Here is a 21,022-nt window from a genome sequence, read left to right as displayed (position 1 = left end):
CGTCACAGCGCGGCGTGCAGCGCGTCGCACACCTGCTCGATCTCGTGCGCCTCGAGGTATTCGCCGATCGGCAGGCTGAGGACCCGCCGGGCGAGATCTTCGGCCATCGGCCAGGTGCCCGCCGGTCGCTTCAGCGCGGCATAGCAGGGCTGGTCGGCTGGAATGACCGGATAATGGACGAGCGTGCCGATGCCGGCGGCCTCCAGCCGGGCGACGAGATCGTCGCGGTCGCGGCAGACCAGCACGTACTGGTGCCAGACGCCGTCGAGGCCGGGCTCGAGCAGGCGATGGAAGGCACGGCCGTCGTCGCGGGCCGGCACCACCCGGTCGTAGGCGGCGGCGATGGCGGCGCGGCGGGCGTTGATCGCGTCGAGCCGTTCGAGCTTGAGGCCGAGGAACAGCGCCTGGATCGGATCGAGCCGGGAGTTCGAACCGCAGAGCTCGTGGTGGTACTTGGCCGCACTGCCGTAGTTGCTGAGCATGCGGATGCGGGCGGCGAGCGCCGCGTCGTCGGTGACGACGCCGCCGGCGTCGCCGAGCGCGCCGAGGTTCTTGCCCGGATAGAAGGAGAAGCAGCCGACGTCGCCGTGGGCGCCGGCGCGCCGGCCGAAGCGGACATGGCCGTGTGCCTGGGCGGCGTCCTCGATGACCCGCAGGCCGTGGCGGCGGGCGATCGGCAGGATGCGCGCCATGTCGGCGGTGGTCCCGTAGAGATGGACCGGCATGATTGCCCGCGTCCGCGGTCCGATCGCCGCCTCGATCAGGTCGGGATCGAGCGTGGCGCAGCCGGGGCGGACATCGACGCCGACCGGCGTCGCGCCGACGCGGGTGACGGCGAGCCAGGTGGCGACGAAGGTGTGGGCGGGAACGATCACCTCGTCGCCGGGGCCGATGTCGAGGGCGCGCAGGGCGAGCTCCAACGCATCGAGGCCGTTGCCGGTGCCGACCGCGTGGCCGACGCCGCAATGGGCGGCGAAGGCGCGTTCGAAGGCTTCGAGCGCCTCGCCGCCGATGAACCGGCCCGCGGCGAGAAAGGGTTCGAGCCGTTCCCGGAAGTCGGCGAGGAGGGGCTCGTTCAACCGGGCGAGCGAGAGGAATGGCACCGTCATCACGTCAGCTCCGCTCCGCCGCGTCGTTCTCGGCCACGAAGGCGAGGAAGTCGTCGTGATCGCGAATGTAGTCGTTCTCGTCGAAGTTGGCGCTCGCCAGAACGCAGCAGACGGCGCCCGAGGTGAAACCGTTGAGGACGCGCCAGATCCGCGGACAGACGTAGAAGGCGCGATTGGGCTGGTCGAGCACCACTTCGCGGTGGGTGTGGCCGTCGTCGAGATGCAGGCGGAAGGCGCCCGAGAAGGCGAAGAACAGCTGATGCAGGGCGCGGTGGGCATGGCCCGCCCGTTCGACGCCGAAGGGAATGTCGTAGAGGTAGTACATCCGGTTGATCGTGAAGGGCAGATGGTCGTCGTTCTGGACGAACGACAGATTGCCGCGCCGGTCGGTGAACTGAGGCAGGTCGATGAACCGGCAGGCATCAACGGAATAGGGCATCGCTCATCCAATTCTCGAAGTCGGCGAGGGTGCCGAGAACCGGGACGCCGGGGGTTCCGTCGTCATCCTGCCCGGCGAGCCAGACGCCGTCGCGCTGGCCGGTGGCGACCAAACAGACCGGTATTCCGGCGAGCCGTGCAGCCCGCAGGTCGCTCTCGGTATCTCCGACGAAACAGGCGATTTTCCGTCGGCGGAAGATTTCGGCCTTGGCCGCCGCCGCGCCCGCACCGGGCGCCACGACATGGAGCTCGTCGACGAGATCGTCGAGGCCGAGGTCGGCGATCCGGCGGGTGATGCCTTCGGGACGCCGGCGCGCCGAGACGATCGCGAGATCGTGGCGGGCGGCGAGCCGGGTCAGGACGGCGTGGGCGCCGGGCAGCAGCGGGTCGAGCGGGAGTAGGGTGTCGTCCTCCACCGTCTCGACCCAGCGATCACCGACCCGCCGGGCGTCCGTCGCGTCGATCCCACAGGCGACGAGGGCTTCGACCAACGTGGCACCGTGGCGTCGGTGTTGCCACACGGCGTCGAGATCGAGCGGCGCTGCGAGGCCGCAGGCCGCGGCGGCCGCGACCAGGGCGGCCTCCTGACGGGGGCGGCAGTCGACGATCGTGCCGTCGAAGTCGAGACCGATCTTCATGGCAGGGAGCTCTCGACATGGGTCGCCACGTCGCGCCAGGCGCGACAGACGAGAGTGGGCGAGAGGGCGGCGGCGCGCGACTGCGCCTCGGCGAAGGCCGCCTCGGCGCCGGGCAGGCCGACGAGATCGAGGAAGAACGGGGTGTAGAGGTCGACGCCGGCCGCCGTCGTCATCGAACTGCCGCCGCCGCTGCGCGGGTTGACGTCGGTGACGAGGAGGCCGCGCGCGGAGTTCATCGCCTGGAAGCAGAAGAGGTCGGGCGGATCGAAGGCGGCGGCGACCGCCGCGGCGAGGGCCTCGAAGCGCGCGTCGCGGAAGACTCGCACCTTGGTCGAGACACCGGCCTTGATCTCCAGCCGTTCGCGGGCGATCGCCACGATCGCGTCGCCACGACGCAGGACGTCGATAGTGTATTCCGTTCCGGTGCAGACCTCCTGGAAGACGACGTCTTCGGCGAGGTCCTCCGTCCGCAGCGCCGATCGGTCGGCGACGAGACGCGCGCCGATGCTGCCGACGCCGCGGCGCGGCTTGCGGAAGAGCGGGAAGGTGGCGTCCTCCGCCAGTTCGGCGCCGGTCACGGTCAGCGGTGCGGGGATGCCGGCGGCCACGCAGCGGCGCGCGGCGGCGAGCTTGTCGCCGCAGAGATCGACGGCGGCGGCATCGCGGGCGGCGAGACGGACACCGGGCGGCAGGCGGTCGGCCGCGGCGGCAAGGGCGCGGATCTCGCCGTCGTGGATCGGATAGACCGCGCCGGCTCCGGTCTCAGCGCAGATCGCGGCGATCGCGGCGACGAAGGCCTCGGGCTCGCGGGCGTAGGGGACGACGCGATGACGGGTCGAGAACAGCGTCGGCGCACAGATCGTCGCCGCCTCGCCGACGTCGGTCGTCACGATCTCGAGACCATCGATGTGCGCGATGGTTCCGAGGATGGCGACCGCTGTCGCGGTCCCGGCGGAGGTCAGAATGAGCGTTCTGGTCATATCGGCCGGATCGAGCGGGTCGGACGCTCTGGGATTCGGAGCAGGTCGCATCGTCGAGGTCTAGGACCTGCGACCGGGCGCGTCAACGACCACGCGCAATTCGCTGCGTGTCACCGCATCCGTGTCAACCGGAAGCGGAGATGGGCACTCGCCCGCCACAGGCGATCGGCCTCGCACCGCAGCGTCGCCGCGAGGCGGGCGACGGGGCCGGCAGGTGCGGCGGGCGCGGCCATGCAGGAGCCGTGCTCATCTTCCATGAAGCGGAAGAGGCGATCGGCCAGCGCGGCGTCGAGACGGGTGCCGGTCGCCAGCGCGAAGCCGAAGCCGGTCGGACCGGTCGTCTCGGCCTCGTAGGCGACGACACGGTGCTGGGCGAGCGCGCGACGGAAGGACGGATAGCGGCGCAGGGCTGCGAGCAGGTCGGCGCGGGCGAAGTAGAAGAAGTATCGGCCGGTACCCTCGAGCGGTACGCCGCGGCCGTCGCGGAAGACGAAGCCCTCGACGAGATCGGCGAAGAGCGGCGCGCGGGCGGCGTCGTCGGCCGGCACCAGCCAGGGCAGCCAGTCGCAGTCGACGGCCATGTGGCGGGGGAAGAGCCGGGCGGTGCGGGCGCTCTTGCGCAGCATGCCGAGCCGTCCGTAGAGGTCCGAGCGGTAGGCGGCGATCGGCGCCTTGTTGTCGGGGTCGAGCAGGTGCAGCCGCTCGAAGAGGTCGATCTGGACGTGGATCAGGTCGGGGCAATAGTCCCGCACCCGCCGGCAGCTGTCGAACAACGCGGCGTGAAAGGCACGGCGCTCGGTCTCGCCGTGGAGGCCGGCGACGAAGTCGGCGAAGTGCGACGACGTGAACACCCGGAGATGCGCGCCGATCAGCTCCGACCGGCTCTGGCGCGCCATGGTCGCGGCGCTGCTGAGGTTGCCGTCGTGGATGCGATAGCGGCAGCCGACCGCCGACACGCGCACGAACGGACCGACGGCGAGAAGGTTCAGCCAGAGCTCGTAGTCCTGCAGGCGTTCGTCGGCGACGCCCCAGAAGCACGGCTTCCAGGCGGCGCGGCGGTAGAGCGAGGCCGGGGCGCAGAGGTAGTTGCCGGCGACGAGATCGGCGAAGAGTTCGGCGCGCGACAGGAGGTCGATGCGCTCGTGGTGGAAGATGTCGCGGGCGATCGGGCGGCCCTCGTCGTCGATGTAGGCGATGTCGGCGAAGGCGGCGACGGCCTCGGGCGTCTCCTCGATGCGGGCGACGAGGGCGGCGAGATGGTCGGGCGACCAGACGTCGTCGTGGCCGATCTGGGCGACGAAGGTGCCGCGCGCGCGCGTCGAGGCGCCGAGCAGAGCGGCGTGGACACCGAGGTTGACGGGTTCGCCGATCACCGTCACGGCGAAGGGTACGTTCGCCGCCCAGGCCTCGACCAGGGTGAGCGAATCGTCGGTCGATCCGTCGTCGACGACGATCACCTCGATGTCGTCGAGCGACTGATCGGCGATCGAGCCGAGCGTCGCGGGGAGATGTCGTGCGCCGTTGAAGACCGGCAGCAGGACAGTGACGAGCGGGGTTCCCGAGGCGGCGGCGTCGGCAGATCTGGTCATCGTATTCCCGCACCGATGAATCGCGAATTCGCGCCGTGCCGGCGCCGTGTTGACAGTTCCCGGGGTGGTCGGCCACATAGGATCGGCCGTACCGCTTCGGGTGTCAGACGTGATCGAACTCGACCGAGTGTTCAAATACTACCGGACGAACGGCCTGACGAAGATCGTCCTCGATCACGTCTCGATGGATTTCCAAGCCGGTCGGAACTACGCCATACTCGGGATCAACGGGGCCGGCAAGTCCACGCTGATGCGCCTTCTGGCGGGCAGCGAGCTGCCGAACGGCGGGCGGATTCGCCGCAAGGTCCGCGTGTCCTGGCCGCTCGGCTTCACGGGTGGGATGCACTCGAAGATGACCGGGCGGGAGAACGTCCATTTCGCCGCGCGCATCTACGGGCACGATCCGCGGCAGGTGCTCGACTATGTCGAGGATTTCGCCGAGATCGGCAGCTACATCGACGTGCCGATCGAGACCTATTCGTCGGGCATGATGCAGCGCCTGGCCTTCGGCCTGTCGATGGCGATCGAGTTCGAGTGCTATCTGATCGACGAGGTGACGGCGGTCGGCGACAGCCGCTTCCAGCGCCGCTGTCAGGAGGAGTTCGCCAAACGACGAGAACGGGCCGACATCATCATGGTCTCGCATTCGCCGGATACGCTGCGCGCCTATTGTGATCGTGGCGCCGTGCTCGCGCATGGTTGCCTGCACATGTTCTCCAGTCTCGACGACGCCATCGAGCTCTACAAGAAGCTCAACATGTGATGCCCCTGCGGCACGAACGGAACGGGCCATGAAGTTCCACATCGACCACGACACGGGCAGCGCCATCATCGGCTGGGTCGTTCCGGACAATCCGAGCGTGACGCCGCGCGTGACGGTGATCTTCCACGACGGCGAACACGACGAGCTCGACGTCGAGGCCTTCATTCCGCGCCAGGACATCGTCGATCTGGGGTTGCACAACACCGGCATCGTCGGCTTCGCGATCGACGAGACGACGGTGCCCGAGCTCGCCCGGATGCAGGAGATCGAGATCGTCGAGGCCGAGACTCGCGTCTCGATCTACCGCCGCTATCGCATCGATCGTCACGTCGACAAGAAGGTCTGCCTCCTGACCTTCGGTACGCTCTTCCAGCAGACGGTGATCCGGCAAGCCAATCGCTGCTTCGCACTGAGCTACAACTTCGTCGATCGGCATTCGTTCGATACGATGTGCGCGCTGGTCTACAACTATTATTGCTCTTCCGTCTTTCTCAGCGGTCGACCGATGTACAGTCGCTATGCGGTCGGGCTCAACGACATGGGCTATCTGCAGGCGGCATTGCTGCGCGATCCGTTCGAGGAGCTCGCCGAGCGGCTGATGCTCCTGAAGCTGATCGCCCGCAACGGTTCCTCGGTGCTCCTGTCGACCTTCGCCCACGGACTGGAGCCGGTGCTCGACTGGGCGCGGTCGCTCGACCTCGAGGACGAGGCCGCGGTGGCGGGCAGCATCCGCCGTCTGTCGGGGACGCAGCGTGCGGTGCTCGCCAATCCGATGACGCGCGCGCTCGGCTGTGGCGTCGACGAACGGGCGGAGCGGCGGCACGTCGGCATCTCGCTCGACAATCTGTCGCGCATGCATGCGATCGGCACCCAGGCCGCATATCCGGAGTTCTGCCGGCTCTTCAACGGTGCGATCGGGGCGGTGGTGCTCGACGGCACGGGGAGCGAGACCTTCCCCGGCATCGAGCCGGTCGCCGAGCGTCTGATGCGGATGACGCCGGTGGTCGACCTGCTCGAGCACGATCTGGCGCTCTATTCCTACGTCGAGGAGGCGCTCGGCGAGGAGGAGGCGGACATGGCTGCGGGCGCCGAGCGATCGGCCTGAGCGATCGTCCTCGCCCCGCCTTCAGCGCACGCGGGCTTCCCAGCGGCCGAGGCTCTCGTAGATCTCTTCCTCGCCGCAGATGCCGGCGAGACGACCGGCCTCGTCGACGACGACGATCGGCACGCCGGAACGGCGTTGGAGCGCGATCGCGCGGCGGAGCGTCAGGTCGAAGGGGGCGAGGATCGCCTCGCCCTCGGCGGCATCCTCGGCCTCGGCACCGACGAGGCGCAGCGGGCGGCCGGCGCGGGTGACGGCGACGGGTCTGCCGGCACCGTCGAGGCGGACACGCAGGCGGCCGGCGGCGCCGACCGGGATCTCGTCGCCCTCGCGGCCGAACTCGGCGATGGGGCGCATGGCGGTCTTCGCCGTCAGCACGTTCAGCGGATTGGTGTGTTTGACGAAGTCGCCGACGTAGTCGTTGGCGGGGCGGAGCAGAATGTCCTCGCGGCTGCCCGACTGGACGATGCGGCCGCCCTCCATGATGGTGATGGTGTTGCCGAGCTTCATCGCCTCGTCGAGGTCGTGGCTGACGAAGACGATGGTCTTGCGGATGCGCTTCTGCAGGTCGATCAGCTCGTCCTGCAGCTTGTCGCGGATCAGCGGATCGAGCGAGGAGAAGGGCTCGTCCATCAAGAGGATGTCGGCGTCGGTGGCGAAGGCGCGGGCGAGGCCGACGCGCTGCTGCATGCCGCCGGAGAGCTCGTGGACGTAGCGGTCGGCCCAGCCGGAGAGGCCGACCATGGCGAGCTTCTCGTCGACGATCGCGGCGCGCGCCTTGGCCCGCATGCCGCGCAGTTCCAGGCCGAATCCGGCGTTCTGACGCACGGTGCGCCAGGGCAGCAGACCGAACTGCTGGAAGACCATCGAGACGGTGCGTGAGCGCACGGCGCGCAGCGTGTCCTCGTCGCAGCGCGCGACGTCGACCGGGCGGCCGGCATGGGCGACCATGACCGAGCCGCGCGACGGCTCGTTGAGGCGGTTGACGGCGCGCAGGATGGTCGACTTGCCGGAGCCCGACAGGCCCATCAGCACGCAGATCTCGCCCTCGGCCACCTTCAGCGAGATGCCGGCGGCGCCGACGATGCAGCCGGTCTTCGCCTGGATCGTCTCGCGGGTCTCCCCCCGATCGAGGAGGGCGAGGGCCTCGGCGCGGCGGGTGCCGAAGACGATGTCGACGTCGCGGAACTCGACGGCATTCATTCCGGCATCCTTCCGCGTTCGGAACGGGTCGGGCCGTCGGGCTTCTCGGGTTCGGGCCGGCGCAGCACACGGTCGAGGATGATGGCGAGCACGACGATCGCCGCACCCGCCTCGAAGCCGGTGGCGACGTTGACGGTGTTGAGGGCGCGCACCACCGGCTTGCCGAGGCCGTCGGCGCCGACCAGCGCGCCGATCACCACCATCGACAGCGACAGCATGATGCACTGGGTGACGCCGGCCATGATGGTCGGCAGCGCATGGGGCAACTCGACCTTCCACAGCAGCTGCCGCTTCGTCGCGCCGAAGGCGAGCGCGGCCTCGCTCAAGGGTTTCGGCACCGAGGAGATGCCGAGATGGGTGAGGCGGACGGGGGCGGGCAGGGCGAAGATGACAGTCGCGACCAGTCCCGGCACCGAGCCGAGGCCGAAGAGCACCAGCGTCGGGATCAGATAGACGAAGGTCGGGATCGTCTGCATCAGGTCGAGGATCGGCCTGAGGATGCGGTAGAGCCAGGGCCTGTGGGCTGCGGCGACGCCGAGCGGGACGCCGACGATCATGCAGACGATGGTCGAGGAGAGGACCAGCGCCAGGGTCTGCATCGTCGCTTCCCAGTAGCCGAGATTGACCACCAGCATCAGCGAGAGGAGCACGAAGACGGCGAGCGAGATCGAGCGGTGCAGCGCCCAGGTCGCCACGGCCGCGACGACGACGGCTGCGAGCGGCGGCAGGGTGAGGAGCACGCCGGTCAGCCCGTCGATGACGGAACCGAGCACCAGCGACACGGCGTCGAAGAAGCCGCGGCCGTGCGTGGTCAGAAAATCCATCAGGATCTTCATCCAGCGCCCGAGCGGGAGCTTGTTGTCGACGAGCCAGTCTTGCATGGTATCGGTTCCGGTCGGGTCGCCCGCGGCGCGAGAGGCGCCGCGGGGCGGGGCGCGCGAGGCCTCAGAGCTTCAGCGCGGCCTTGACGGCGTCGAGGCCGGGCTTGCCGTCGAAGGTGGTGACGCCGTCGAGCCAGGCCGACCACACGGTCGGATTGGCCTTCAGCCACTTCTCGGCCGCCTTGTCTCCCTCCATCCCGTCGTTGAGGATGTAGCCCATCACGACGTTCTCGAGCTCCAGCGTGAACTTGAGATTGCCGACGAGCTTGCCGGCGTTGGGGCACTGGGCCGGCCAGCCGGCGCGGACGTTGGTGTAGATCGTCGCGCCGCCGAAGTCGGGGCCGAAGACGTCGTCGCCGCCGGAGAGATACTTGATGGCGTATTTGGTGTTCATCGGATGGGGCTCCCATCCGAGGAAGACGATCGCCTCGCCGCGGCTGCCGGCGCGCTCGACCTGGGCGAGCATGCCCTGCTCGCTCGATTCGACCAGCTGGAAGCCGTCGAGGCCGAACTTCTTGCCCTCGATCATGCCGAGGATCAGGCGGTTGCCGTCGTTGCCGGGCTCGATGCCGTGGATCTTGCCGCCGAGCTTGTCCTTGAACTTGGCGATGTCCTTGAAGTCCTTCAGACCCTCGTCCCACAGCTTGGCGGGGACGGCGAGCGTGTACTTGGCGCCGGTCAGGTTGGCGGCGCCGACCTCGATCGACTTGTCGTCGACGAAGGGTTTGCGGTCGGCCTCCATCGTCGGCATCCAGTTGCCGAGGAAGACGTCGATGTCCTTGTTCTTCAGCGAGGCATAGGTCACCGGCACCGACAGGACCTGGGTCTTGGGCTGGTAGCCGAGACCCTCGAGGATCTTCGAGGCGATCGCCGTCGTGGCGGTGATGTCGGTCCAGCCGACGTCGGAGAAGCGCACGGCCTTGCAGGAGGCCGGATCGGCGGCCTCGGCCGCGGGGGCGGCGAGCACGGCGGCGGCGAGCAGGGTGGCAAGGGCGGCGGCTTTCGGGCTCGGCATTCATCGTCCTCCTGAAAATGCGGGCACACCGGAGCGCAACTCGCCCCGAATGTCCAGACCGCATCGACCGTTCACGGCGTCGCGGCAGGCATTCCTTCGGCGGAGACTGGCCTTCGGAGGAGAGCGACCTTCGGCGGAGACGCGGTCAGGGCTTCGGCGCCGTCACGGTACGGAACCAGGCGGCGAGCGCTTCGGTGACGCGCGGGTCGTCGAGCACGCGGTGGCGGGTGCCGGTGACGGCGATGCGCTGCTTCGGCTCGGCGGCGAGCGCGAAGAGCCGGGCGCCGTGGTGCGCCGGCACGATCGGGTCGTCCTCGGCATGGAGCAGCAGCACGGGCGCGCCGACCGCGGCGATGCGGCGGTCGGAGCGGAAGCGGTCGGGCAGGACCCATCGGACCGGCAGGGCGGGATGGCGCTCGGCGGCGACCTCGGTCAGCGAGGCGAAGGCGGCGTCGAGCAGGAGACCGGCGAAGCGATGGCGGGCGGCGAGCGCGGTCGCGACCCCGGTTCCCAGCGACTGACCGATCACGACGATGCGCGAGGGCTCCCAACCGAGGCGGCGGGCCTCGGCGAGGGCTGCCTCGGCATCGTGGGCGAGGCCGTCTTCCGTGGGCGATCCGGTCGAGCCGCCGAAGCCGCGGTAGTCGATCGCCAGCACCGCGAGGCCGAAGGATCGCAGCCGTTCGATCTGGTCGACACGGTCGGCGAGCGAGCCGCCGTTGCCGTGGAAATAGAGCGCGAGCGCCGCTCCCTCGGCCGCCGGCACGTACCAGCCGACCAGCCGTTCGCCGTCCTCGGTCGCAATCGACAGCACGCGGGCGCCGGCGAGGCCGGCTTCCGCCGGGGCGACCGTTTCGCGATCGGGGGCATAGACGAGCCGCACCTCGAGCGCGGGGACGACGAGGACGCCGGCGAGGCCGATCGCCGAGGCGGCCGCCGCCGCGACGAGCCCACGACGCAGAGCCCGGCGTCCGGTCGGGTGATCCGTTCCGGGCGGCAGGGCAGCCGGCGAAGGGCTCGGCGGTTCCGACAAGGACGGCTCCCGAGGTGGCGGCGGCATGGGGTGCCGGCGCGGCGCGCGCGCCCGACATCGGTAGCATCGGTCCGTCGAGCGAGGCAACGGCGGCGGAAATCCGGACGTCGGCGGGCTGTCGGGTGGTCTCTTCCGTGAATGGAATGCGTCTTCTCTCGTTGCGATAACCTTAAGTATATACCAACAATTTCATTACAATTTTAGTCAATCAAAGCATAGTTAATGACGTTGCGTTAGTATTAATCTCTCGCATTTGTTGAAACGATCGATGCAAAATGCGATCAACTCTGCGCCGATCTCGGACGGGGTCGGGGAAAAAGGAGATGATCCCATGAAGGAACTCAAGCTCGACCAGCTGAAGACCCTCGCCGGCGGCGGTGGCTCGTGCGGCAAGGACAAGGGCGGCTCTTCGGCTCCGGACTGCGGTGGCAAGTCCAAGTCGGGCAAGTGCAGCTGATCTGAGCGGTGCGGGGGCCTCGTCGCCCCCGTCCACGGCTCGACGAAGCCGGGTCGAACGTTTCGCTCGATCCGGCTTTTCGCATTTCGCCCGCAGATGCGGGCGAAATGCACGGTCCGACCATCGCGCGGCGTTTCACCGGAGCCTGCCCCATGTCGACCCTTCTGCCCCAGACCCTTTCATCCTCGACCCTGGCGCCCGAGACGCTCGCCGATCTCGTGGCCGCCGACACCGCCCATCACCTCCATCCCTTCGCCGACATGAAGGATCATCTGGAGCACGGTGTCCGCGTCATCACGCGCGGCGAGGGGGTCCATGTCTGGGACGGCGAGGGCAGGAAGTATCTCGACGCCTTCGCGGGGCTGTGGTGCGTCAACGTCGGCTACGGCCGGCGCGAGATTTCCGAAGCCGTGTTCGCCCAGATGAACCAGCTTCCCTTCTACAACACCTTCTTCGGCACCACGACGGTGCCGGCGACGCGGCTGGCGGCGAAGATCTGTTCGCATGCGGGGCCGTCGATCAACCACGTCTTCTTCACCAATTCGGGCTCCGAGGCGAACGACACCTGGCTGCGGCTGGCGCGGGTCTACTGGGCGACCAAGGGCAAGCCGAAGAAGACCGTCGTCGTCTCGCGCCACAACGCCTATCACGGCTCGACGGTCGCCGGCGCCAGCCTCGGCGGCATGCGCCACATGCACGAGCAGGCGGGATCGCTCGTTCCCGACATCGTCCATATCGGCCAGCCCTACTGGTACGCCGAGGGTGGCGACGCGACGCCGGAGGCCTTCGGTCTGGCGCGGGCACGCGAGCTCGAGGAGACGATCCGCCGGATCGGCGCCGATCGCATCGCCGCCTTCGTCGCAGAACCGATCCAGGGATCGGGCGGGGTGATCGTGCCGCCGTCGACCTATTGGCCGGAGATCCAGCGGATCTGCCGCAAGCACGACATCCTGCTGGTCGTCGACGAGGTCGTCTGCGGTTTCGGCCGGCTCGGCGAGTGGTTCGGCTTCCAGCACTACGGGCTCGAGCCGGACTTCTGCCCGATCGCCAAGGGCCTGTCGTCGGGCTACGTGCCGATCGCCGGCGTGCTGGTCTCCGACCGCGTCGCCGACGTGCTGATGAAGGATGCGGGCCAGATCGCCCACGGCTTCACCTATTCCGGCCATCCGGTCGCCGCCGCCGCCGCGCTCGCCAATCTCGAGATCATCGAGCGCGAGGGGCTGGTCGAGCGGGTGCGCGACGACATCGGCCCCTATTTCGCGAAGGCCTGGGGTGGGCTCGCCGATCACGTTCTGGTCGGCGAGGCGGTGTCGGTCGGCCTGCTCGGGGCGATCCAGCTCGTCCTCGACAAGACGACGCGCAAGCGCTTCTCGAAGCCCGAGGACATCGGGATGATCGTGCGCAACTTCTGTTTCCGCGACGGCGTCATCCTCAGGGCTGCGGCCGACCGCATCCTGATCTCGCCGCCGCTGATCATCTCGCGCGACGAGGTCGATCAGGTGGTCGCCACGGTGCGCGGCGTCCTCGACTTCGTCGCCGCCGAACTGTCGTCGGATTGAGGTCTCGAGCGGCCGCGTCGGGCGGTCGGCGGGGCCGGATTAACCCGGAATTAAGGCTGACTTCAAAATAGTGACCCGACGGCAAGGCGAAGACGCGAGGGGTCCCGACCCCGCGCGGGGAACGCGCCGGCCGCGAGCCGGCACCGAAAGGACGCCCGGCGACGGGGCGCGTCGGCGTGACGGCGAAGCGGCGGCGACGATCCGACCAACGGTGCGGCACATGACGACGGCCATGAAGACGATCGAGCATCTGGGCAGGCTGCCGCTGGCCGCGCGGCGGATCGCCCTGCGTGCCGCGTGGCGGGCCTCGCTGCCCTTCCGCAAAGGCGTCGGCTTCGGTCTCGAACCCTTCTTCGAGAAGCGCCTCAGGGTCGGCACCGAGGAGGCGCGCCGCCTCGCCCGCGAGCACGACTTCCACGACCTCCTCTTGATCATGGAGTGGTTCGCCAGCATCCGCCGCAGTCAGGCCGAGATGCTCGCCGACACCCGCAACACCACCGTCTCCGACCCCGACCTCCCGGCCCGTCTGGCGGCGACCGGCGACGTCGTCATCCTCGCGCCGCTGCACATGGGTGTCTTCCCGCTCGGCATCTCGCACGTGCTGTGGCACTGGTTCCGCGGCCGGCGCCTCTTGGTGCTGCGCGCCCGCGAGGATCTCGAGGAGAACAACATCGCGATGGACCGCCTGCGCGAGATCGCCGGCGAATTCCGCATCCTCAACACCCGCGACGAGGCCGACTTCGTCGACGCCATGCGCTTTGCCCGCAAGGGCGCCGTGGTGGTGTCGCTGCTCGATCTGCCGGAGACCTACGGTTCGCCGGCCGAGACCCGGCTCTTCGAGGAGACCGCGTCGATCGCCATGGGGCTCGACGCGATGGCGCGCATGCTGAAGGGCGTGGTGCTGCCGATGACCGTCTGCTCGCACCTCACCCGCGACGAGATCGTCTTCGGCCGGCCCTTCGAAGTGTCGCGGACGACCGCCGACGACCGCCGCGAACTGGCGATGACGATCGGTCGGCAGATCGAGAGCTTCGTCAAGCTGGCGCCGGAGCAGTGGCACATGTGGACGCGGCTCGGCGAGTTCTATCCGGCGGGATGGACGTCGGGCGGCTCGGAAGGCTTCCGCACTCTCGCGCAGAAGGTGGCCGCCCATGCTGCCGGTTGAGACCTTCCGCCGCTTCCTCGGCCGGCGCAAGCCGCGGCCCGAGACGATGATGGACCGGTTCGAGATCACCGGTCTGCATCAGCTCTCCTCGTCGATCGAGTTCCGCCGCGACACCGCCTCCGACCTGCTGGTCGTCTTCTTCGTGACGCTGGCGCTCTTCCTCGTGGCGGCGATGTGGTTCGGCACCTTTGCCAAGCAGGAGACGATGCGCGGCATCGTGCTCGGCACCAAGGGCGGGCAGCGCATGTCGGCGCCGGTCGACGGCACCGTCTCGCACATCTGGGTGACGCAGGGCCAGGCGGTGAAGGCCGGCGACAAGGTCCTGACCATCGTGCCGCAGCAGACGGCGGCGGGATCGAAGCCGCTGTCGGAGTCCGAGTTGCAGTCGCTGGTCGCGCAGCGTCGCAACACGCAGGCCCAGATCGACGGGCTCGACGCGTTGATGGCGCATCACGCCGACGACCTCACCGCCTTCGACGACAACATGGTCAAGATCGAGGCCAACCTGCGCAAGCAGGAGCAGGAACTCCAGGGCGCGCTCGCGGCCCAGGACGAGATCGTCCAGAAGCTCCGGGCCAATCTGAAGAGCGGCTACGTCACCCGCGAGAACGTCACCGGTCAGGAGCGGGTGAAGCAGGACTACACGCGCCAGCTGCTCGAGGTGCGCCTGCAGATGACGCAGCTGACGACGACCCAGCTTGAGCGCCGCCGCACGCTGCAGCAGGGCCGCAGCGCCAATGCCGCCGAGCACGGGCAGCTCTCCCGTCAGCTCGCCGAACTCGACGCTCGGATCGAGCGCGCCAAGTCGGCGATCGCCACCGACGTCATCGCCGGCGGCGAAGGCCGCATCGCCGCGATCAACGTGCGCGAGGGTGCCGAGGTGAAGTACGGCGACACGCTGGCGGCGATCGGCAATCCCGACGAGCCGATCACCATCGGCCTGCAGGCGCCGTCGAAGACCATGGGTCTGCTGACGCTCCAGCAGCGCGTGGTGCTGAAGTACGACGCCTTTCCCTACAAGACCTTCGGCGTGAAGTACGGCCGCATCATCGCCATCGGCAAGCAGCCGCTGTCGCTGCCGAAGGAGGACGAGGCGAGCGGGCTCGACGCCGCCCTCGCCAAGGCCGGGCCGCGGCCGCCGCCGCAGTCGAAGTTCCTGGTCGAAGTCGAACCCGAGGAGAAGACCATCGTGGCCTATGGCAGCGAGAGGCCGATCCTGATCGGTTCGACGCTCAGCGCCGACGTCGTCGTCGAGCGCCGGCGGCTGATCGACTGGGTGCTCGATCCGATCCTGGCGATGCGGGGTCGGACATGAGCCTGCCGTTCTTCTCCAACAAGCCGCGGGTGCGGACCCTGCTCCAGAGCGAGCAGCAGGAATGCGGCCTCGCCTGCATGGCGATGATCGCCAATGCCCACGGTCACGACGTCGACCTGCCCTACATGCGGTCGGTGCACCAGATCTATCAGGGCGGCATGTCTCTGGCCGAGCTCTACGCGCTCGCCGGCGTCTTCGGCTTCGACGCGCGCGGCCTGTCGGTCGAGAACAGCGACGACCTCGCCGGCGTTCGCCTGCCGGCGATCCTCCACTGGGAGGGCCGGCACTACGTCGTGCTGGAGAGCATCTCCGGCGAGAAATACGTCGTCCATGATCCCGCCGTCGGTCGCCGCACCTTCAAGCGGCCGGACTTCGAGAAGCATTTCTCCGGTGTCGTGCTCGAGCTCGAGCCGCGGATGGCGATCGAGAAGATCGTCTCCAAGGACGGCATCTCGCTGTGGGATCTCGTGAAGTCGACCGGCAGCTTCAAGTCGGCGCTGATCAAGATCGTCTCGGTCTCGGTGACGGTCGGCCTGCTCGCGCTCGCCTCGCCGATCCTGTTGCAGGTGTCGCTCGACTTCGTGCTGCCGCAGGCCGACATCGACCTGCTCGGCATGTTGACCATCGGCCTCTGCGCGCTCCTCGTCTTCGAGGCGATCGGCAACTGGCTGCGCGACATGGTCATCCTGCGTACCTCGATCGGCATGCAGGTGCAGTTCTCGCGCTCGGTGGTCGGCCACGGGCTGCGGCTGCCGCTGCGCTATTTCGAGGCGCGCCACCCCGGCGACTTCATCACCCGGCTGAACTCGGTCGATCAGGTCAAGGCCTTCGCCTCCGACGGCATGGTGCGTTCGCTCGCCGACACCTCGGTGTCGGCGATCTCGGTCGCGCTGATGTTCTATTACTCGACCTCGATGACGCTGATGGTGATCGGCACGCTGGCGCTCGCCGTCGGCATCCGCACCGCGTACCTCAGGCGCACCCGTGAGGCGACGACCGAGGCGCTGACGGCGAAGACCGACGAGGTCTCGACGCTGCTCGACGGGCTCGATCGCATCCAGATCATCAAGGCGCACGACGTCTCGGCGCGGTTCGAGCAGCGCTGGTTCGAGAAGCTGTCGCGCTATGCCGCGCGCGACTTCGTCTCGCGCCGCCTCCAGATCGACACCCAGCTCTTCGTCCACCTGGTCGTCATCGTCGGCTCGGTCATCACGCTCTATGCCGGCATCGCCGCGGTGCTGACCAACGAGATGACGATCGGCATGCTCTATGCCTTCTTCTCGCTGCGCAACACGTTCTTCATGATGGTCGACACGCTGACCACCAACCTGATGCACCTCACGGTGATCAAGTCGCACGTGCGCCGGCTCGAGGACGTCATCCAGAACACGCCCGAGGTGACGTCCAAGGCGGCGGTCATCCGCAAGACGATCCGCAAGGACGTCGAGGTGCGCGACATCGCCATCTCCTTCGGCCGCGAGGAGCGTCCGGTGGTGCGCCAGGCGAGCCTGCGCATCGATGTCGAGGGCGGCGAGCACATCGCCATCATCGGCGAATCCGGGTCCGGCAAGTCGTCGCTGCTCAAGGTGATCGCCTCGGTGACCGAGCCGACCTCGGGCTCGGTGCTGATCGACGGTCAGTCGCTCGCCCGGTTCGGCACGATGGAATATCGCGCCAACATCGGCGCCGTCTTCGCCGAGGACGGGCTCTTCACCGCGACGCTCGCCGAGAACGTCAGCCTGTTCGATCCCGACATGCCGATCGAACGCATCCGTCAGGCGCTGTCGATGGTCGGTCTCGACGACGAGATCGAGGCCCTGCCGCAGGGCATCGCCACCATCGTCGCCAACAACAACTCGCTGCTCTCGACCGGCCAGCGCCGTCGCGTGCTCGCCGCCCGCGCCATCGCCCGCCAGCCGCGGCTGATGCTGTTCGACGAGATCACCGCCAATCTCGACAAGGCGACCGAGACGGACCTGCTCGACAGCCTGTGCAGCCTGCCGGGCGGCAAGATCTTCGTCACCCATTCCGAGCGGCTGCTCGCCCATGTCGACCGCGCCTATCGGTTGGCCAACGGCGTCCTCACGCCGGTCGAGATCCCGCGGGTGGAAACGGCGCCGATCGGCGTTCTCGCGCCGCCGGCGGGTGGTTGAGCGAATATTGTCGAGATCTCGCTCATTTGAGAGAATTCGGTGGTTTCGAGTTAAGGTAAATTCTCCGAAACTTACAATTTTCAAATAAAGAGTGCTAAACCTCATGCCCCGAGAGATCGACGATCTCGTGTGATCGATCTCTCGACGTCGTTCGAGGAGTCACGTTCATGAACATGGTTGCGACCGCGAACTATGATGGTGTCGGCGACATCGTCGCCAAGCTGATCGATCTGCTTCGGACTTCGACCAAGAAGCCGGGCGAGAACTGGTCGGCGAAGACCACGCTGGAAGAGGCGGGGATCGATTCCTTCGACGTCGTCGAGTACATCTTCGAGATCGAGGACGCGTTCGGCGTCGAGATCAACTTCAATGCCAACAAGGCCGACGACCGTCTCGAGACGATCGGCGACTTCGCGCAGATGATCGCAAGGCAGAAGGCGGCCGTGTGATGTCCAGGGTTCTGGTCGCCGGGCTCGGCGTGGTGTCGTCGGCCGGCGTATCGCTCGACACCTTCTGGGCCGAACTGGTGGCCGGACGCGGCGCCTTCGTCGACGCCGCCTCGGTTCCCGGCAGCGGTATCCGCGTCGGGGCCGTCACCGACACGACCCATGCCGAGGGCCTGCCCCTGCCGTCGCTGGCACCACTCGACCGTTCCGGCGTCTTCGCCGTGGCGGCGGCGGTCCGCGCCATGGCCGACGCCGGCCTCGCCACGCCGGTCGTGCGGCCCGAACGGGTCGCCGTGATCATCGGCAACGGCGGCGGTGGTCTCACCTCGATCGAGGAACAGTATCGCCGCACGCTGGTCGACGGCCGGCGCTCGCACCCCTTGTCCGTCGTCCGCTCGATGCCGAGCGCCTCGGCGAGCTGGATCTCGATCGCGCTCGGCGCGCGCGGTCCGTGTTTCGTCACCGCGTCGGCCTGCGCCTCCTCCGCCCACGCGATCGGCACGGCCGCGGCACTGGTGCGCCACGGCGTCGTCGACGTCGCGATCACCGGCGGCACCGAAGCCTGTCTCGACTGGGGTTCGCTCTCCGCCTGGGACGCGATGAAGGTGATGAGCCGCTCGGTCTGCCGCCCATTCGCGCGTGGTCGCGACGGGCTGATGATTTCCGAAGGCGCCGGCATTCTCGTCCTCGAATCCGAAGACCATGCGCGGGCCCGCGGCTGTGAGGGCGGCATCGAGCTCGCCGGTTGGTCGGCGGGGGCGGACGCCCGCGATCTCTTCGCGCCGTCGGCCGAGGGCATGGCCGACGCGATGCGCGTGGCGCTCGCGGAAGGCGGCATCGCTGCCGAGAGCGTCGACTGGGTCAATGCCCACGGCACCGGCACGCGTGCCAACGACATCGCCGAGGTCGAGGCGCTGCGGCGGGTGTTCGGCGTCGACGCGGTTCCCCCGACGACCTCGACCAAGGCGGTCCACGGCCATGCGCTCGGGGCCTCCGGTGCGCTCGAGGCGGTCGCCACCGTGCTCGCCATGAAGGCTTCTCTCGCGCCGCCGACCGCCGGCTTCGACGAGGCCGATCCGGAATGCCCGGTCGACTGCATTCCCGGCGAGGCGCGGGCGATGACGATCGACGTGGCGCTGTCGAATTCCTTCGCCTTCGGCGGGCTCAACGCCTCGCTCGCCTTCCGCAAGCTCGGGGTCGCGGCATGAGCGGGCTCGACCTCCTCACCGTCGCGCCCGGCACCGAACTCGGCGTCTCGGCGTGGCGGACGATCGATCAGGGCCGCGTCGATCTCTTCGCCGCTGCGACCGACGACCACCAGTTCATCCACGTCGATCCGATCCGCGCCGCGGCGGAGGCGCCCTTCGGCGGCACCATCGCGCACGGGTTCCTGACGCTGTCGCTGCTGACGGCGCTGGGCTCGGAGGTGATCGTCACGCCGCCCGGCCGCATCGCGGTCAACTTCGCCATCGACGGCGTGCGGTTCCAGTCGCCGGTCAGGACGGGCGCCCGCGTGCGCGCCCGCTTCACGCTGGTGGCGCGCTCCAACATCGGGCCGGACCGCTGGGCGGTGAAGCTCGGCGTCAAACTCGAGGTCGAGGGCGAGGAGCGGCCGGCGCTGATCGTCTCGGCGCTGACGCTGATCGTCGAGCCGATGCCGGCTCCGCCCGCCGCCGGGTGATCCCGCTCAGCGACGCGAGACCTTCATCGTCGGCAGATCTTCCGAGATGCGCGCGAGCGCGGCGGCGATGCGCCAGCCGGCCATGTCGGCTTCATAGGACAGCGTCGTCAGGGCGATCGCCGCTTCGGCGGTCTCGGCCTCGGCGTCGAGCCGGCCCATGATGGTGCCGTAACCCGCCTGCTGTTCGGCGAGCCGCGCCGACACCGCCTCGCGCATGGTCGCCAGCCGCTTGCGCGCCCGCGTCATGGCCGAGAGAGCGCCCTTGCGCTCGACCCACAGCGCCTCGATCTTCGCCAGCGACCGACGTTCGGAATCGATTGCGTCCCACGACGCCTGCCGGCTGGCGGCGCGCGCCTGGGCGATGCCGGGGAGCGTGCCGGGGGTGTAGAGCGGGATGCGGGCGACCAGCTTCAGCGTGGTGTCGGAGGTCTTGTCGTAGGCCTCGGTGACGTGGCTCTGCAGGGCGCGGGTGAACTGGAGGTCGACGCGCGGGGCGAGCTCGGCCATGGCCGAGCGGGCCGCATATTTCGACGCCTCGACGTCGGCGCGGGCGGCGGCGAGCCGCGGGCTCGCGTCGAGGAATTCGCGCCTGAGCGCCTCGACGTCGCGCGGCAGGAAGATGTCGGGGGCGGGCGGGACGGCCATGCCGGCGACGGGCTTCGACCCGACGACGCGGGCGAACTCGATCTCGGAAGCCTGGAGGGCCGCCTTCGCCCGGTCGTGGGCGGCGCGAGCCGCCTCGACGCGCGAGCGGGCGGTGGCGACTTCCGACAGCGTCGCGTCCTGGGTCGAGAACACCGTCTCGGTATGGGCGGCGACGGCGGAGACCGCGGCGATCTGCCGGGCGCGGGCGGCGACGATGCCGCGATCGCGGATCACTGCGAGATAGGCGTCGATCGCCTCGAGCAGCACCTGCTGACGCGCCTCGACCGATTGATGACGACCGGCGTCGAGCTTTCGCATCGCCGCCTGCAGATCGTTCCAGCGGCGGAAGCCGTCGAAGATCGGCAGCGTCACCTGGAAGGCGGTCAGATGCGGCTCGTTGCGCGTCGTGCTGTCGGGCGCGACGCGGGCGACGCCGGGACTGTAGTCGATGCGACTGTCGAGGACCTGCTCGTGGATGATGCCGACGGTCGGCATGAAGGCGTCGCGCATCGCCCAGACCTTGGCGCGGGCCGCCATCTGGCGTTCGGCGTCGGAGGCGAGCGTCGGGCTTTCGGTGACCGAACCACGCAGCGAGGCGGCGAGATCGAGTTCGGCGGCGAAGGAATGGCCGGCGAGGCCGAGACCGGCGGCGGTCGCGACCAGCAGCAGGCGTATCGTGCGCCTCGTCCGTGCCGGGATCACGTCTGCCGAGCGCCCCACGATCCACCCTCGCTTCGCCTGCCGAACCGCCGCGATCCACGCGGCGTGCGCGGTCGGCATCGAACGACGATGCGTGAACATGGTTGATTTCGGCTTAACGCTGCGACAACCGGGGCCCGCGAGGCCGGCG

20 protein-coding genes are annotated in these 21,022 nt (G+C 68.8%); 10 read left to right on the top strand and 10 right to left on the bottom strand.

Translation table 11 applies throughout. The features are described from left to right. Positions 1–2 precede the first annotated feature (2 nt). From ACT53U_RS18175 to ACT53U_RS18155, 5 genes are all read right to left on the bottom strand, one after another. Entirely contained in the window at positions 3–1,109 is a 1,107-nt protein-coding gene (locus ACT53U_RS18175; RefSeq protein ID WP_476157217.1) for a DegT/DnrJ/EryC1/StrS family aminotransferase, read from the bottom strand. Positions 1,110–1,113: 4 nt separating this feature from the next. Then, positions 1,114–1,548: a sugar 3,4-ketoisomerase gene (locus tag ACT53U_RS18170; protein WP_476157216.1), complete on the bottom strand. Its 435-nt coding sequence runs from the start codon at positions 1,546–1,548 to the stop codon at positions 1,114–1,116. Beyond that, positions 1,532–2,185: an HAD family hydrolase gene (locus tag ACT53U_RS18165; protein ID WP_476157214.1), complete on the bottom strand. Its 654-nt coding sequence runs from the start codon at positions 2,183–2,185 to the stop codon at positions 1,532–1,534. The genes ACT53U_RS18170 and ACT53U_RS18165 overlap by 17 nt, the downstream gene beginning before the upstream one ends. Further along, complete coding sequence (locus ACT53U_RS18160; RefSeq protein WP_476157213.1) at positions 2,182–3,165, bottom strand: ATP-grasp domain-containing protein; 984 nt, start codon at positions 3,163–3,165, stop codon at positions 2,182–2,184. The genes ACT53U_RS18165 and ACT53U_RS18160 overlap by 4 nt, the downstream gene beginning before the upstream one ends. A 110-nt stretch (positions 3,166–3,275) precedes the next feature. Continuing rightward, entirely contained in the window at positions 3,276–4,754 is a 1,479-nt protein-coding gene (locus tag ACT53U_RS18155; protein ID WP_476157212.1) for a glycosyltransferase family 2 protein, read from the bottom strand. Between the two features lie 109 nt (positions 4,755–4,863). On the opposite strand from ACT53U_RS18155, the gene ACT53U_RS18150 reads away from it, so the two are divergent. Together ACT53U_RS18150 and ACT53U_RS18145 are read left to right on the top strand one after the other, a co-directional pair. Continuing rightward, complete coding sequence (locus ACT53U_RS18150; protein ID WP_476157211.1) at positions 4,864–5,517, top strand: ABC transporter ATP-binding protein; 654 nt, start codon at positions 4,864–4,866, stop codon at positions 5,515–5,517. A gap of 28 nt (positions 5,518–5,545) precedes the next feature. Continuing rightward, positions 5,546–6,622 carry a hypothetical protein gene (locus ACT53U_RS18145; protein WP_476157210.1) on the top strand — a complete coding sequence of 359 codons (1,077 nt, stop codon included), beginning with the start codon at positions 5,546–5,548 and terminating at the stop codon, positions 6,620–6,622. Between the two features lie 21 nt (positions 6,623–6,643). On the opposite strand, the gene choV is transcribed toward ACT53U_RS18145, so the two are convergent. From choV to ACT53U_RS18125, 4 genes are all read right to left on the bottom strand, one after another. Beyond that, entirely contained in the window at positions 6,644–7,822 is a 1,179-nt protein-coding gene (choV, locus tag ACT53U_RS18140) for a choline ABC transporter ATP-binding protein (RefSeq protein WP_476157209.1), read from the bottom strand. Then, entirely contained in the window at positions 7,819–8,703 is an 885-nt protein-coding gene (choW, locus tag ACT53U_RS18135; RefSeq protein ID WP_476157208.1) for a choline ABC transporter permease subunit, read from the bottom strand. The genes choV and choW overlap by 4 nt, the downstream gene beginning before the upstream one ends. 64 nt (positions 8,704–8,767) lie before the next feature. Further along, positions 8,768–9,718 (bottom strand): choline ABC transporter substrate-binding protein, encoded by a 951-nt coding sequence (locus tag ACT53U_RS18130; protein WP_476157207.1) that lies wholly within the window; start codon positions 9,716–9,718, stop codon positions 8,768–8,770. Between the two features lie 145 nt (positions 9,719–9,863). Beyond that, positions 9,864–10,751, bottom strand: a complete 888-nt coding sequence (locus ACT53U_RS18125; protein WP_476157206.1) for an alpha/beta hydrolase — start codon at positions 10,749–10,751, stop codon at positions 9,864–9,866. Positions 10,752–11,082: 331 nt separating this feature from the next. Between ACT53U_RS18125 and ACT53U_RS18120 the strand changes: the two genes are divergently transcribed. The 8 genes from ACT53U_RS18120 (at position 11,083) to ACT53U_RS18085 (ending at position 19,527) form a co-directional block, all read left to right on the top strand. Continuing rightward, complete coding sequence (locus tag ACT53U_RS18120) at positions 11,083–11,208, top strand: hypothetical protein (RefSeq protein ID WP_476157205.1); 126 nt, start codon at positions 11,083–11,085, stop codon at positions 11,206–11,208. Between the two features lie 152 nt (positions 11,209–11,360). Further along, on the top strand, positions 11,361–12,767 hold the full coding sequence (locus ACT53U_RS18115; protein WP_476157204.1) for an aspartate aminotransferase family protein: 1,407 nt from the start codon (positions 11,361–11,363) through the stop codon (positions 12,765–12,767). Between the two features lie 220 nt (positions 12,768–12,987). Then, a complete protein-coding gene (locus ACT53U_RS18110; RefSeq protein ID WP_476157203.1) occupies positions 12,988–13,932 on the top strand; it encodes an LpxL/LpxP family acyltransferase in 945 nt (314 codons plus the stop codon). Beyond that, a complete protein-coding gene (locus ACT53U_RS18105; protein ID WP_476157202.1) occupies positions 13,919–15,247 on the top strand; it encodes an HlyD family secretion protein in 1,329 nt (442 codons plus the stop codon). Before ACT53U_RS18110 ends, ACT53U_RS18105 begins: the two co-directional genes overlap by 14 nt. After that, positions 15,244–17,400, top strand: a complete 2,157-nt coding sequence (locus ACT53U_RS18100) for a peptidase domain-containing ABC transporter (RefSeq protein ID WP_476157201.1) — start codon at positions 15,244–15,246, stop codon at positions 17,398–17,400. Before ACT53U_RS18105 ends, ACT53U_RS18100 begins: the two co-directional genes overlap by 4 nt. A gap of 167 nt (positions 17,401–17,567) precedes the next feature. Continuing rightward, positions 17,568–17,849, top strand: coding sequence for an acyl carrier protein (locus ACT53U_RS18095; RefSeq protein ID WP_476157200.1), 282 nt, complete (start codon positions 17,568–17,570; stop codon positions 17,847–17,849). Beyond that, positions 17,849–19,054 (top strand): beta-ketoacyl-[acyl-carrier-protein] synthase family protein, encoded by a 1,206-nt coding sequence (locus ACT53U_RS18090; protein WP_476157199.1) that lies wholly within the window; start codon positions 17,849–17,851, stop codon positions 19,052–19,054. Before ACT53U_RS18095 ends, ACT53U_RS18090 begins: the two co-directional genes overlap by 1 nt. Then, a complete protein-coding gene (locus tag ACT53U_RS18085; RefSeq protein WP_476157198.1) occupies positions 19,051–19,527 on the top strand; it encodes a MaoC family dehydratase in 477 nt (158 codons plus the stop codon). The genes ACT53U_RS18090 and ACT53U_RS18085 overlap by 4 nt, the downstream gene beginning before the upstream one ends. A gap of 6 nt (positions 19,528–19,533) precedes the next feature. On the opposite strand, the gene ACT53U_RS18080 is transcribed toward ACT53U_RS18085, so the two are convergent. After that, entirely contained in the window at positions 19,534–20,892 is a 1,359-nt protein-coding gene (locus ACT53U_RS18080; RefSeq protein WP_476157197.1) for a TolC family protein, read from the bottom strand. Positions 20,893–21,022 lie beyond the last annotated feature (130 nt).

The organism is Pinisolibacter sp. DMC19 (genome assembly GCF_056313985.1).
The sequence above is the reverse complement of the archived record's forward strand: the minus strand, read 5'-3'. Positions and strand labels throughout refer to the sequence as shown.